Annotated in this window: 12 protein-coding genes; 5 read left to right on the top strand and 7 right to left on the bottom strand. The window is 46.1% G+C overall.

The window, feature by feature from the left end; all coding sequences use genetic code 11:
* Positions 1-73: 73 nt before the first annotated feature.
* The 4 genes from B092_RS0110340 to B092_RS0110325 all read right to left on the bottom strand — a co-directional run bounded on the left by B092_RS0110340 (position 74) and on the right by B092_RS0110325 (position 3,877).
* Positions 74-1,354, bottom strand: coding sequence for an AmpG family muropeptide MFS transporter (locus B092_RS0110340; RefSeq protein WP_018575167.1), 1,281 nt, complete (start codon positions 1,352-1,354; stop codon positions 74-76).
* Positions 1,355-1,372: 18 nt separating this feature from the next.
* A complete protein-coding gene (gene metW / locus B092_RS0110335; protein WP_018575166.1) occupies positions 1,373-2,023 on the bottom strand; it encodes a methionine biosynthesis protein MetW in 651 nt (216 codons plus the stop codon).
* On the bottom strand, positions 2,020-3,183 hold the full coding sequence (gene metX / locus B092_RS0110330) for a homoserine O-succinyltransferase MetX (protein ID WP_018575165.1): 1,164 nt from the start codon (positions 3,181-3,183) through the stop codon (positions 2,020-2,022). The genes metW and metX overlap by 4 nt, the downstream gene beginning before the upstream one ends.
* 94 nt (positions 3,184-3,277) lie before the next feature.
* On the bottom strand, positions 3,278-3,877 hold the full coding sequence (locus tag B092_RS0110325) for a hypothetical protein (protein ID WP_018575164.1): 600 nt from the start codon (positions 3,875-3,877) through the stop codon (positions 3,278-3,280).
* A 153-nt stretch (positions 3,878-4,030) separates the two neighbouring features.
* Here B092_RS0110325 and gshA point away from each other — a divergent pair, with 153 nt between their 5' ends.
* Genes gshA through B092_RS0110300 form a run of 5 tightly spaced genes read left to right on the top strand, consistent with a single transcriptional unit; the run spans position 4,031 to position 12,081 of the window.
* The gene (gene gshA, locus B092_RS0110320) at positions 4,031-5,614 is read left to right on the top strand and encodes a glutamate--cysteine ligase (protein ID WP_018575163.1); all 1,584 of its coding nucleotides are present in this window, start codon (positions 4,031-4,033) and stop codon (positions 5,612-5,614) included.
* Positions 5,615-5,634: 20 nt separating this feature from the next.
* Complete coding sequence (locus tag B092_RS0110315; protein ID WP_018575162.1) at positions 5,635-6,603, top strand: HlyD family secretion protein; 969 nt, start codon at positions 5,635-5,637, stop codon at positions 6,601-6,603.
* Between the two features lie 32 nt (positions 6,604-6,635).
* Positions 6,636-9,401: a ribosome-associated ATPase/putative transporter RbbA gene (gene rbbA / locus B092_RS0110310; protein ID WP_018575161.1), complete on the top strand. Its 2,766-nt coding sequence runs from the start codon at positions 6,636-6,638 to the stop codon at positions 9,399-9,401.
* 3 nt (positions 9,402-9,404) lie between these two features.
* Positions 9,405-10,532 carry an ABC transporter permease gene (locus B092_RS0110305; protein WP_018575160.1) on the top strand — a complete coding sequence of 376 codons (1,128 nt, stop codon included), beginning with the start codon at positions 9,405-9,407 and terminating at the stop codon, positions 10,530-10,532.
* A gap of 22 nt (positions 10,533-10,554) precedes the next feature.
* Complete coding sequence (locus B092_RS0110300; RefSeq protein ID WP_018575159.1) at positions 10,555-12,081, top strand: efflux transporter outer membrane subunit; 1,527 nt, start codon at positions 10,555-10,557, stop codon at positions 12,079-12,081.
* A gap of 22 nt (positions 12,082-12,103) precedes the next feature.
* Here B092_RS0110300 and B092_RS0110295 read toward each other — a convergent pair whose 3' ends face one another.
* The 3 genes from B092_RS0110295 to B092_RS0110285 form a co-directional block, all read right to left on the bottom strand.
* Positions 12,104-12,415 (bottom strand): ArsR/SmtB family transcription factor, encoded by a 312-nt coding sequence (locus B092_RS0110295; protein ID WP_018575158.1) that lies wholly within the window; start codon positions 12,413-12,415, stop codon positions 12,104-12,106.
* Positions 12,416-12,491: 76 nt separating this feature from the next.
* Positions 12,492-13,214 (bottom strand): arsenical resistance protein ArsH, encoded by a 723-nt coding sequence (gene arsH, locus B092_RS0110290; protein WP_147277851.1) that lies wholly within the window; start codon positions 13,212-13,214, stop codon positions 12,492-12,494.
* Positions 13,215-13,248: 34 nt separating this feature from the next.
* Positions 13,249-14,538, bottom strand: a complete 1,290-nt coding sequence (locus B092_RS0110285; protein WP_018575156.1) for an arsenic transporter — start codon at positions 14,536-14,538, stop codon at positions 13,249-13,251.
* Positions 14,539-14,757 lie beyond the last annotated feature (219 nt).

Genomic DNA, 14,757 nt, shown 5'->3' with positions numbered 1-14,757 from the left:
CATTACTTTTTGAAGCATTTTGAAGCAAAAAAACGGGATAACAAGGGTAAATCCCAAGGCCTAAGACAGAAATTTAATCTGCCGTCGTAGAAGCAGGGCGAGGTTCAAGCACCACCTTTTTTTCATCAATACGCTTTATACGATCGCGGTACAACCAGAGCAAACACAACCCGGGAATAGCAATAAGGACAGTGAGTAAATAAAAGCCGTCCCAACCGAAACGCTCTACTAACGGTGGTGTTAAAGGACCGGCTAAAAAGACGCGACCGACACTGGCTAGCGCTGTTAGTAACGCAAATTGCGTCGCAGTATAACGGACATCGCAGAGCCCCATCACCAACGCCACAAAAGCCGCCGTCCCAAGACCTCCGCAGATATTTTCAATCCCAATGGCTGTCGCCATGATCGGCACATTACCGGGAAAAGAAGCCACAACATAATAACCAAAATTTGATATTGCCTGTAAGATCCCGAAAATCATCAAGGCACGATAAGTACCCCATTGACTCATGAGTGAACCGCCAACCAACGCCCCCAAAATGGTCGCAATCACCGCTAAAATTTTATTGACGGTACCAATTAACTCCGGCGAGAAGCCCGCACCTCGAATCAGAAAGGTGGTTGATAACGCCCCTGCAAACGCATCGCCCAGTTTGTATAACACAATAAGTAGCAATAAAGCCCACGCTTCAGGACGAGAGAAAAACTCCTTAAAAGGCAGCACGAACGCCTCTTCAAGGCTGCGGGGCTTTTGTATCTCATCAGGCTCCGGTGATAAAAAACTGACCACGGCACACGCCGCCATGATCGCACCCATGAGCATATAAGTACCGCCCCAACCGAGCCATTGAGGAGCGATAATTAAGGCTAAGCCACCGGAAATTATCATCCCTACCCGATAGCCCAAGGTACGAATCGCCGCTCCCGCTGCTCGTTCTTCGGGGATTAGGACTTCTGTACTATACGCGTCAAACGCAATATCTTGTGTAGCAGATAAAAACGCTAATACGGTAGCTAACAGCGCCAGCAACAACAAATGTTCTGCAGGATTCAACAGCCCCATTAGCACCAAAACAACGGCAAGAGCGATTTGCGTTAACGCCATCCAACCTCGCCTGCGCCCCATAAACGGCGGTACATAGCGATCAATAAAAGGAGCCCAAATAAACTTAAAGGTATAGGCCATACCCACTAAGGTCAGAAAACCAATGTGCTGGAGGGAGACATTGGACACCGTAGCCCATGCTTGGAACGTACCACCCGACAGAGCCAATGGTAAACCACTCGCGATACCTAATAAAAACAAGGGCAAAACGCGAGGACTTAGGTAAGGTTGGATATACTTATAAAGCACGTAGAAATTCCTTGGGTTTTAGGCGGCTGAGCGCTTTGATGCCTGAACTTCACGTGGCGTTTTAAAATAGTAGACCGCTAATGAACTACGCCAGCTCGGTAAAAAGTCAACCCGCTTTTCATTATTGTATGTGGAGCGTTTGATAATACATAAGCCCAGACGTGCTGCCAGATCCTCAAAGTCCTTGAGCGTACACAGATGGATATTTGGTGTGTTATACCACTCATAAGGCATTTGTCCTGTTACCGGCATACGGCCTTGGAAAATAGACCACCAGTGGGTCCAATGACCGAAGTTCGGGAAAGAAACAATGCCATAATCTGCAACACGTGCCATTTCCTTGAGGATATGCTCCGTATTAACCATCGCTTGTAAGGTCTGTGACAGCACTACCACGTCAAACTGCTTACAATCAAAAAGTGCCAAACCGTCTTCAAGGTTTTGCTGTACGACGGGAACCCCTTTCTCCACACAACTCACAATGCGCTCGTTATCAATCTCTACACCCACACCTGTGACTTTTTTATTAAGCTGTAAGTAGTTCAATAATTCACCGGTACCACAGCCTAAGTCCATGACTCGACTGTTGCTTGGGATCCAGTCAGCTATTTCCTTGAGGTCAATACGAATCGCACCGTTGGCGTTGGTCGCTTTAGTTACATGAGTCATAGCGCACGCTCCTTAGCAATTTTTGCAAAATAACCGCGCACGACACCGTGGTAGGTTGAATCATTTAATAAAAAAGCATCATGCCCATGAGGCGCATCAATTTCAGCATAAGTCACCTCATGCTGATTTTTTAATAGCGCCTGCACGAGCTCACGCATCATCGCCGGTGGAAAGCGCCAGTCAGTCGTAAAAGACACGGTTAAAAAGCGAGATTTTAAATGCTTAAGTGCTTGGCCTAAATCACCGTCACCGTACATTCTGGCCGGATCAAAATAATCCAAGGCGCGCGTAATTAGCAGGTAGGTATTGGCATCAAAGTACTTAGAAAACTTCTCACCCTGATAACGCAAGTAAGATTCCACCTCAAACTCTACATCAAAGCCATATCGGTACCGACCGTCTTCTGCCTTGTTTCGACGCTCACGACCAAACTTGGTGGACATGTCGTCATCTGATAGATAGGTAATGTGACCCAGCATACGAGCGACCGACAAACCGGCACTTGGTACGGTGTCATACGCATAGAAGCTACCATTATGAAACTCAGGGTCACTGGTAATAGCGCGACGAGCAACCTCATTAAAGGCAATGTTTTGCGCCGATAAGCTGGGCGTACTGGCAATCACGACACAATGCTCAACGCGTTCCGGCCATTGAATTGCCCAACTCAATGCCTGCATACCGCCTAATGAACCGCCCATCACTGCAGCGAACTGCTTGATTCCAAAATAATCGGCTAACCGAGCTTGTGCATTAACCCAGTCCTCAACAGTCACGACCGGAAATGACGCCCCCCACGGCTTACCAGTCTGTGGATTAATACTCGCAGGACCGGTAGAACCAAAGCAAGAGCCTAGATTATTGATACCAATCACATAAAACTTATTGGTATCGACCGGTTTACCCGGACCCACCATATTGTCCCACCAACCGATATCCTTGGGGTCGTCCGGATTAATACCGGCGACATGGTGAGAAGCATTAAGCGCATGGCAAATTAACACCGCATTGGAGCGGTCCTCATTTAACGTGCCGTAAGTTTCTACGGCTAAGGTGTACTCAGATAAAGACTGACCGCTGCTTAATACGAGCGGCTCACTAAAGGAGATATACTCCGGTCTTACTAAACCGACAGATGAGGGAGAAATACTGATAGACATATGAATGAAAACCTTTTTAGCGGGATTTTTAGACGCCCGCAAGCATACAAATCGGCGTCACAAACACGAATGATGAGCTAAATTTAAAACCCAATTAAGGGATTGTAGCACCAATTTTAAACTGCTCAAAAAAGCGCTGGCGCTGATCGTTGAAGTTCTTATTACTACCCACGCCTGCGGCATATAGCTGCACGACTAAATTACCCTCTTGTACAACCATCGCCGTCGCACTGAGGTGCCTGGACTCTAGACTAACCCCGACATCAAACGGTTCACCTATCGCCGGTAAATCCTGCTCATACTCCGCTACAAACTCAGCAGGCGCTACGCCCAAACGAGGGTCTCGTTTTAATGTCATACTACGTAATAACTCCTTGACAACGACATCAGTATCTAGATGGTTAGGCACCACAATGTAGCTCACATTGAAGCTATTTTCACTATCCGTAGCGAACCACTGCACCATATTCAAAGGCGCAGCGACTTCATCAGCTAGCAATTGATAAGTGCGTGTCATAATAGAAGGTTTAGAGGGAAATTCTGCCGTGATCTGATAGCCATCGACCGTGTCACTCTCGGTGTACCACGCTTGCTCCTGACATGCGCTCAATAGCAACACACAACATAAACTCACAGAAATCAGGACGGTTTTATTAAAAAACCGCTTGATTGAATGAATATCACGCCACGCCATAGTTGATTCCTAAAAACTATTAGTATCTCTAAATTAAAACAAAAAGCCCACAACCACAGAAAGAATTACAATGGAACTTTACTAATAAGGCTAACATAAGCATAAATACTATTTTTAGTTAGTTTAGTTTGAAGAATTTCACAGGATCACATTGTGTCTAAATTTACAACAATAAAAGCCCAGCAGGACTTATTAGCGCAAATTGGTAGAGGTATCGAGCGAGAGGCCCTACGCATTGACGGACAAGGAAGCTATGCGCTGGACGCTCACCCTAAAGCGCTAGGATCTGCCTTGACCCACCCGTCGATCACCATTGATTACTCCGAAGCTCTGATGGAGCTGGTGACTAAGCCTTTTCATGATGTTGATAGTTTGTTTGTAGACTTACAGCAAGTCCATAGTTTTGTTTTACAACATATTGGTGAGCAGTCGCTATGGATGCAGTCCATTCCCTGTGCCTTACCACCCGAAGAGCAGATTCCAATTGGCTACTACGGCACCTCTAATAGCGGCATGCTAAAGCATGTCTACCGTCGAGGCTTAGCCGAACGCTATGGCAAATCCATGCAATGCATCGCCGGCATTCACTATAACTTTTCCCTACCGCCGGCGCTATGGCAGCATTTAGAACCGACGATCAGTGATCCTAAGCAGCGCCAATCAGTCGGCTATATGAGCTTAATCCGCAACTTTAAGCGTGCGAGCTGGTTGTTAATGTACTTATTCGGTGCCTCCCCGCTAGTTAATCGTAGTTTTTTAGAGGGTCGCAACCATGGCCTAGAAGCCTTTGATGAAGATAGTCTCTACCTACCTTATGCGACCAGCTTACGCATGAGCGATTTAGGTTACACCAGTGACGCCCAATCTAATATCCGTACCTGCTACAACCATGTCGAAAGTTATGTTTCTCTGATTTACAACGCGGTTACCAAGCCTTGGCAGCCATACGTAGAGATTGGCACCCACCGTGATGGCGAATGGGTTCAGCTAAACACCAGTATTTTACAAATTGAAAATGAGTACTACGCCAGCATTAGGCCAAAACGCACAGCCAAAGACGGTGAGCGCCCTAACAACGCCTTAATTAACCGTGGCGTACAGTATATTGAGGTTCGCTGCTTAGATATTGACCCTTTTGAGCCTTTGGGCATCAGTCCCGAGACGGCTTATTTCTTAGACACCTTCTTAGTTTATTGTGCCGCTGAAAACAGTCCTCTATTTAATGCAGACGATGACTGCGATGAAACGGATAGAAACTTTAGCAAAGTCGTGGTTGAAGGTCGCAAACCCGGACTCACCTTAGAGCGCTTAGGGCGCACAGTAGAGCTCAAAACTTGGGGGCTGGAGATTATGGACAATCTACTACCCTATGCAGAGCTACTTGATGAGGTATACCAAACTAAAGCACATAGCCAAGCACTGGCAGCCCAAAAAGCGAAACTTGAGGATGTCAACTTGACACCTTCTGCACGCTACCTTGACGTAGTCAAACATAGTGGTTTAAGCTTTAATGAGTTTACTAAGCAAAACAGCTTTAAGCACTCTACACAGCTTCGCAATATCGATTTAACGCCAGCCGTCGAAGGCGCTTATAAAGCAGAAACTGCACGATCTTTAGAGGCACAGGCAGAGATTGAAGCAAGTGATCAAATCAGTTTTGAAGAGTATATGGTTCGTTTTGAAAATAGCCTGATCAAACCCGAATCCGAAGCGGAAAGTGAATCTGAAGCCATCTAAACCAAACAAGCGATCTGCATATGAAAAAATCCTGGATTATTCTATTTATTCTAGTCATCATCGTTGGTGCTGGTGCCTATTACTATAACCAACAGCAGCTAGACCGTGAGCCTGAAGGTTTTGCTCGCTCCAATGGGCGCTTACAACTAGAACGAATTGATGTAGCCAGCTTATATGCAGGACGTGTGGCAGAGGTTCTCACAGATGAAGGTGACAACATAGCAAAAGGTGATGATCTCGTCACTCTTTCTTCTGATCAGTACGACAGTCAATTAGATGCCGCCCTTGCCCAACGTACTCAGGCTGAAAAAGCAGTCGCACAAGCAGACGCTGAGATTAAGGCACACCAAGAGCAATTGCGTCTAGCACACGTGGAGCTGGACAACGCCAAAGCACTGCGTCGCGATAATTTAATTTCAGCAACAGAGCTCAATAAGCGTTCAATTGCAGTGAATGCTCAACAAGCAGCGGTAGAGGCCGCCGAAGCGGCCAAGGCACAAGCCGAGGCAGCGGTACAACAGGCGGAGGCTCAAATCAAAGCTTCCCAAGCCACCACCCGTGATTTAGTGATACAAGCACCCGTTGACGGCATCGTCGAGTATCGCTTTGCCCAACCGGGTAATGTGATCGCTGCCGGCCATCCGGTCATGAGTCTACTCGACCCAAGCAATACACGCATGTACCTTTATCTACCTACAGAAAGTATTAGCCGGATTGGACTGGGTGACGAAGCACGCATTTTGCTGGATGGGCAGGATTATGTTTGGCCGGCGACAATCAGTTTTATTTCAGCGCAAGCGCAATTTACACCCAAAACAGTGGAAACCAGCGAAGAACGTCAAAAACTCACCTACCGTGTCGAGCTTAAAATACCTGCCGAGGTAGCCATCGTTCATCAGAACTACCTAAAAAGCGGGTTGACCGGGATAGGCTATGTAAAAACCACTGCTGAGCAATGGCCCTCAGAACTTGAGGTGAGCTTACCTTAAACTCAAACCGCTAAACTTACACGCTACCTGCCATGTCTAATCAACACGACCTTTCCGAAAACAAACGCTATGCCGTTGAGGTTGAAGGTGTTAGTCATCACTATGGCAAAACCGAGGCGGTTAATAATGTCAGCCTACGTATTGAACGCGGTAAGACAATCAGTCTCATCGGCCCTGATGGCGTAGGTAAATCCACCCTACTATCGCTCATTGCCGGCGTAAAAATACTACAGCAAGGTTCCATCAAGGTATTAGGCAATGATGTCGCCATACGCCGCGAGCGTGAAGACAACGCCTTTAAAGTTGCTTTTATGCCCCAAGGCTTGGGCAAAAACCTATACCCCACCCTCAGTATCAAAGAAAATATTGAGTTTCATGCCAACTTATATGGCTTAAGCAGTCATGAGCGTGAAGCAAAAATCGAGCGTTTACTCAAAGCCACCGCCTTAGATCCTTTTCCAGATCGACAAGCCGCTAAGCTCTCCGGCGGTATGAAACAAAAACTCAGTCTATGCTGCGCACTCATTAACGATCCGGACTTATTGATTTTAGATGAGCCTACGACCGGCGTTGACCCCTTATCTCGTCGTCAGTTCTGGGATTTAGTCGACGAGTTACAGGCAGAATCTGAAGGCATGACGGTGATTGTTTCCACGGCGTACATTGAGGAAGCAGAGCGCTTTGAGTACTTGTTGGCGATGAATGCCGGTAAGCTTCTGGCGGCCGACAGCACAAAAAACGTGTTAAAAAACACGAACAGTAAAACCTTAGAAGAAGCCTACGTCAAACTGCTGCCTGAACGCGACTATTATTTTGACTTTGACAATATCCCGCCTTTTGAAGCGGATCCAGACGCGCCACTAGCCATTAAGGCTGAAAATCTCACCAAAAAGTTTGGTGATTTTACTGCCGTAGACAATGTCAGCTTTGAGATCCCTCGCGGTGAAATTTTTGGTTTTCTAGGATCTAACGGTTGCGGTAAATCAACCACCATGAAAATGCTTACTGGTCTACTGGAACCCAGCTCCGGTAAGGCAGAGTTACTTGGCAAAGCAACTGACGCCAACGACATCAATACCCGCATGCGGGTCGGTTATATGTCACAAAGCTTTTCACTCTATGAAGAATTAACGGTTCGCGCAAATCTTGATCTGCACGCCAAACTTTACCAATTAAGCACTCAGGACGCCGTGGCTGCAGTAGAGGATTCTTTAGAGAAGTTTAAAATCAAAGACTATGAAGATGAGCTGCCCTCCTCATTATCTCTGGGCTTGAGGCAACGATTACAACTCGCTGCGGCATGTCTGCACAAACCTGAAGTCTTAATTTTAGATGAACCGACCTCAGGCGTTGATCCCTCTGCCCGGGATATGTTTTGGGATTATCTGATCAACCTCTCGCGTAATGACAAGATCACCATTTTTGTCTCGACTCACTTCATGAATGAGGCAGGTTGGTGTGATCGTATTTCATTTATGCACCAGGGCAAAGTCTTAGCCCAAGACAAGCCCCAAGCACTGGTCGAAGCACAAAACGCAGAAAATCTTGAAGAAGCGTTTATTGCCTATTTAGAAGAGGCTGAAAATCACGACAAAGCCCATGCATCACCCGAATTAACCAACGAAAAACCACAACTAAACTCGCCCCATACCCATCAAGAACAAGCCAAACCAAGAAGTCGCCCCATCAATAATATTCTCGCTTTTGCGGTACGTGAAAACAAAGAATTATTGCGTGATCCGGTACGTCTACTGTTCGTGCTGCTCGGACCTGTTGTTCTGGTATTTTTCTCTGCCTTAGGTATTACCTTTGATGTGCGCAATATTAATTTTGCGGTGTATGACCAAGACCAAAGTCAAATCAGCCAAGAGCTGATCACGCAACTGAGCAGCTCACCTTACTTCAATCAGCGCATGGTACTTCACAATGATGAGGAATTTGAACATATTATTCAAACTGGTAAAATTCGCCTTGTAGTAGAGATACCTCCAGATTTCGGTTTGGACCTCATACAACAGCGCCAACCCGAGCTGTCGTTTTATGTGGATGGTTCCATGCCATTTACAGGTGAAAACATTAAGTCTTATCTCATCGGCATCATGAGTGGCTATAGCCAAAACTTAGCTCAAGAAATGGGGCACAGTACGAGTCCCGCAGCCCAATTACAAACACGTTTTGTCTATAACCAATCCTTTAACAGCATTGTTTCAATCGCCCCCGGCATGATGATGATGTCCATGATGCTCATACCCGCCATGATGACTGCGCTAGGTGTCGTCCGCGAAAGGGAGATCGGTTCGATTGTGAATCTTTATGGTTCACCTGCGACCGTCATGCAGTTTTTGATAGGGAAACAAATTCCCTACATCATGATGGCATTATTGAGCTTCTTTATCTTGCTATTGATTTCTATACTGATTCTACAAGTGCCTATTACCGGCTCTTTCAGCGCGCTCTTCTTTGGCGCTTTTTGCATTGCTTGGGCCGCCACCTCACTAGGGTTATTAGTCTCTTGCTTTGCCACCTCTCAAGTAGCCGCTATTTTTGGTTCTGCTATTTTAACGATGATCCCATCCTTAAACTTCTCCGGCATGCTGACCCCAGTCTCCTCATTAGAAGGGGCCAATGTATGGATTGCTCACCTGTTTCCAAGCGCTTGGTTTCAAAGAATCATCATCGGTTCTTTTTCCAAAGGCCTATCTTGGCCTGATTTTATGAACTACTATTTAATTCTCGCTGCATTTGCCATTAGCTACTTATTATTAGCCAGCAGCTTTTTAAAAAAGCAGGAGAAATAGAGTATGTGGATCACGCTAAGAAATATCTGGAATCTTTGTCAAAAAGAATTTAAAAGTGTCCTAAGTGACTATGTACTGATGGGGCTGATTGTTGTCATGTTTAGCGTCGCGACCTACTCTGTCGCTAAAGGGATTGCAGTTGAAGTAAAAAATGGCGCCGTAGCTGTTGTCAATGAAGACCGCTCTGCACTCTCTTGGCGTCTCATTGATGCCTTAAGAACACCACATTTTCAAACGCCTGTTTTGATTGAGCAAGATGAAATCGATCGCTTAATGGATACAAGTCAATACACCTTTATCCTCGTTATTCCCGAAAATTATGAGAAAGATCTCATTCAACAGCGCAATCCCGACTTACAACTACTCATTGATGCAACGGCGGTTAGCCAAGCCGGCCTTGGGGCTGCATTTATACAACAAGTCGTCATGGAAGAAACAGCGACCTACTTTTTACAAAGCAATCCCCTCTCTCAGCTACCGATGGAGATGGTCACCAAGGTCCTGTTCAATCCCAATGCAGATTACACTTGGTTCGCCGGACCCATGCAAATTGTGTCTAATGCGTCTTTGCTCGCGATGCTGTTAGTAGGTGCAGCCATTATTCGTGAAAAAGAGCGTGGTACGATTGAACACTTGCTAGTCATGCCTGTAAGGGCCTTTGAAATTGCCATGGCCAAAGTCATCAGTAACTCCATTGTCATTACCATCGCATCCGTCTTGTCCCTATATTTGGTGATCAATCTATGGCTTGGAATTCCGCTGGTAGGGTCAGTGCCTTTATTTTTACTGAGCTTGATGATTTTCCTATTCTCAGTCAGCTCCTTAGGCATTTTATTAAGTACTATCGCACCCACTATGCCACAATTCGGTTTACTAGTGATACCGGTTTATGTGGTTATGCGACTTTTATCAGGTGGCGAATCTCCTCGCGAAGGCATGCCCGATTGGGTGCAAGTAATGACATTATTTTCGCCACAAACACAATTTGTACAAACCACACAAAACATCCTTAATCGCCAAGCCGGCATCGATATTATTTGGCCAAACTTAATTTATATGAGCATCATGGCCATTGTATTTTTTACCTTAGCGCTATTTCGCTTTAAAAAAATGCTAAGCAATCAAGGCTAATAACACCAAGGTTAATGACCCAATGAGTTACTTCAATCCCAAACCACTTGCCCTAATCCTCATAACGAGCCTATTAACAGCTTGTGCAGGCACAGATCTCAATCTAAAAAGCGATGTAGAATTACCTGACAGTTTTGAATATTCTCTGGGTTCAATGGCCGTTGACTTAGATCGATGGTGGCTAAGTTGGGAGGACCCGCAATTAACTGAGCTCATTGAATTAGCCCTCAACAACAATAAAGACCTAGCGGCAACCCGTGCCAATTTGGAAAGCGCCCGTGCGATGGCACGCGCTGCTCGAGCTAATCTAGGCCCTGAAGTAGGGGCTACAGCAACGGCTATCGGCACTGCCAACCGCGTGCGTAATCCGATCGGTCGTGATGCTCGTGAGCTTTTAGGCACGCTCGACACCAACTTAGGCGATAAGCACCTCAGCTTAGATGCCGCCGGCCTTAGTGGGGGCCTTGCGGCATCATGGGAGCCGGACTTTTTTGGACATAAGCAAGCGGATATTGATGCAGCTACCCAAGGGGCCATTGCTCGCGCTGAAGAATGGCACGCGGCACAGATGCTGTTAAGCACAGACATCGCGAATTACTATAGCCAATGGATGTACTTTGGCGAAAAGCAGCGCCTTAGTAGCCAACAAATACAGCATTTAAACAGCTTATTACGCTATGTCAACGGTCGTTTTGAGGCAGGTCAAGCAACGGCCTACGATAGGCTACAAATCGAAACTCAAATCCAGGCGGCTACGGCTGCCCGCACCATATTAGAAGCACAAAAGGCAGAGGCAGAACGTCGCATTTCTGTCTTAATCGGCCAAGTGCCACAACACTTTAAACTGAAGCCGACACAACGCCTATTAGCCACACAAACACCACCCATGCCAAGCGGACAAACGCCTGCCAATGTCCTTAATCGCCGACCCGATATACGTGCCAACCAAGCGTTGGTTTACGCAGCATCGGCTCAATTAGCCAGCGCGCAGGCCGACTTACTACCGCGCTTTAAAATCAATTTCTTAGGCCAAGGAGGAGTGATCAGCTTAGATAGTGACTTACCTGATATGCACGGTTTCTCCAGTTTGGTCAGTGTTGGCGTGCAACTGCCTATTTTTACTGCCGGACGCATCCAAGCCAATATTGACAGCAAAGATGCCAAGCTACGAGCAGCCTTATTGGAGTATGACCACTCAGTACTCTCAGCACTTGCAGATGTTGACAGTGCCTATCATGCCCAATACCTCTTACGTCAACAAGCAGACCAGCTACAAGAAGCAAATAATCGCTCACGACGCCAAGTTACCGCAGCGACAAAGCTTTTTGAACACGGAGAAGCCACCCTGGACCGGGTACTTGAATCACGCCTGCAACTTAATGAGCTACAAACTCAACTGCTGGAGTTAAATCTGGCTAAAAGCCAAGCGATGTTGGACTTATATAAAGCACTAGGCGGAGGCTGGCAGGCAGAAGACAACACAGGCACAGGTCAAAGCGATAGCGGTCTGCTCAATGACGGAAGTCATAGCACGTCATTAAGCAGCTAAGTTACCAGTTTGGTTTTAAGAATTAACACAACCCGGTTTTTGCTTTAGTTTGCTTGTCGCAACACTTCTCCATTAAATACTCAACTAAGCCCATCAATGCCGAGGTATTAGCACGATAGCGCTGATACCTCCCCTCTTGCTCTACATAGACAAGACCGGCATGTGTTAGCGTCTTGAGATGAAAAGACAGATTCGTTGGTGGAATATCCAATTGTGAACTCATTTCTCCTGCTACTAAACCATCCTCGCCAAACTGCACCAGTAGCTTCACAATATCAAGTCTAAGCTCTGAAGCTAATGCATCAAATTTAGTTACTGCCTCTTTTTTTTCCATCTCTATTAAAAAATCTATTGAGTGATTGACAGCTTCGCCGCCCTATACAACTAGGCTCTCAGCGATTCTGATCAAACTAAATACTACGCTGATTCACTCGTTTGGATAGCTCGTCAGCACTTTCCTTTCTCTCGCTATAGCGATCAACTAAATAATCACTACACTCACGAGTCAGTAACGTAAACTTCATGAGCTCTTCCATCACATCCACAATACGATCATAGTATGAAGACGGCTTCATGCGGCCATCCTCATCAAATTCCAAATATGCTTTGGGCACAGAGGATTGATTAGGGATGGTGATCATCCGCATCCAACGCCCTAAAATCCGCATTTGATTAACGGCATTGAAGGACTGTGAGCCGCCCGACACCTGCATGACAGCTAACGTTTTACCTTGCGTAGGTCGCAAAGCCCCAACCGACAAGGGAATCCAATCAATTTGCGCCTTTAAAATACTTGTCATCGCCCCATGACGCTCTGGAGATGTCCAAACCATCCCCTCCGCCCAAAGCACCAAATCCCGTAACTCTTTAACCTTTGGATGATCCTCCGTCGTTCCATCAGGCTGCGGTAAGCCCCGAGGATCAAAAATGCGGATTTCAGCACCCAGTTTATTCAATATTCTGGCGGCTTCTTCAGTTACAAAGCGGCTATATGAGCGCTCACGTAAAGAACCATAAAGCAATACAAGACGAGGGGGATGTGGTGTGACTTTTTTGGGTAATAGCCGATTTAAATCAGGGGCTTCTAATAATGATTCATCAAGACTGGGGAAATTTAAATCTAACAATTTCATATCCTTTTTCATAAATGCTGAAGCGATCTTTGCTTTAAGACAACGCACCTAAACGTATAGCCAATGCCACTAGAGTAATTAACAAAACAGGCGTGGTTAACACCAATCCCACTCTAAAGTAATACCCCCAACTGATTGTGGTGCCTTTTTTCGCTAAGACATGCAACCAGAGCAACGTAGCCAAGCTGCCAATAGGGGTGAACTTAGGCCCTAGATCACTGCCAATCACATTTGCATACACCATGGCTTCTTTTACTGAACCGCTCGCAGCGGAGGCTTCTATAGATAGCGCAGTAGTTAGCACGGTAGGCATATTATTCATAATGGAAGACAACACCGCGGAAAGTACACCAGTGCCTAATGCTGCCCCCCATACCCCGCCTTCTGCAAATTTATTTAATAACAAGGCAATATAATCCGTTAAACCGGCATTGCGTAAGCCATACACCACCAAATACATACCTAATGAAAAAACAACGATTTGCCATGGCGCACCTCTCAAGACTGTATTTATGCTAATCACCTTACCACGGGCAGCGACCGCGAGTAACAATGCCGCCGCCATCGCTGTTACGACACTCACAGGCACACCTAAAGGCTCTAAGCCAAAAAAACCGATAAGTAATAAAATCAAGACACCCCAACCCGCCTTGAAGGTAACGGGGTCCTTAATCGCTTTAAACGGCGGTGATAAATGCGTTGAACTATAGCTAATAGGAATATCTCGCTTGAAAAACAATACTAGCACACCCAGGCTTGCTAAGACAGACACTAAATTAACCGGCACCATGATTGCCGCATAGTCGGTAAAGCCAATAGCAAAGTAGTCCGCAGAAACAATATTGACCAAGTTAGACACCACCAAGGGCAAACTGGCCGTATCGGCAATAAAGCCCGCTGCCATGACAAATGCCAATGTTGCTGCAGCAGAAAAACCCATTGCTGTTAACATTGCCATCACAATGGGCGTCAGAATTAGCGCAGCTCCGTCATTAGCAAATAAAGCCGCAGCCGCAGCCCCTAGCAAAATAATTAACGCAAACAGCGTAATACCTCTGCCCTTGCCCCAACGAACAACATGCAAAGCAGCCCATTCAAAAAAACCAGCCTCATCCAAGAGCAAACTAATAATAATGACCGCGATAAACGTTGCGGTGGCGTTCCAAACAATTCCCCAAACCACAGGAATATCCGTCCATTGCACCACGCCACAAGCAAGGGCTACCGCTGCTCCAATTAACGCACTCCAGCCAATACCCAAGCCACGGGGCTGCCAGATTACTAAAGTCAAGGTCAAAACAAAAATCAAAATAGCAACTAACACAACATATTCCTAAGGCTAAGATGAGTTCTTAGTAAACAGCGTTAAAATCATTTCAATAATACAAATATAGTTGAAATGATGTCAATGAATACACAGAAACCTGCTCTATACAACCAGGCTCTTTCTTTAAAAAAGTGAATTAAAATCTTAAGAGTTTGGCCTTGTGGCCAACAACGACACAACAGAAGTCCAGTCTGCGTTTTACAGCATGACTGGACT

Origin of the sequence: Oligella ureolytica DSM 18253 (assembly GCF_000373745.1) — a bacterium.
In the GTDB taxonomy this organism is placed as follows: domain Bacteria; phylum Pseudomonadota; class Gammaproteobacteria; order Burkholderiales; family Burkholderiaceae_B; genus Oligella; species Oligella ureolytica.
Note: the sequence above shows the minus strand (reverse complement) of the source record. Positions and strands in the feature narration are given on the sequence as shown.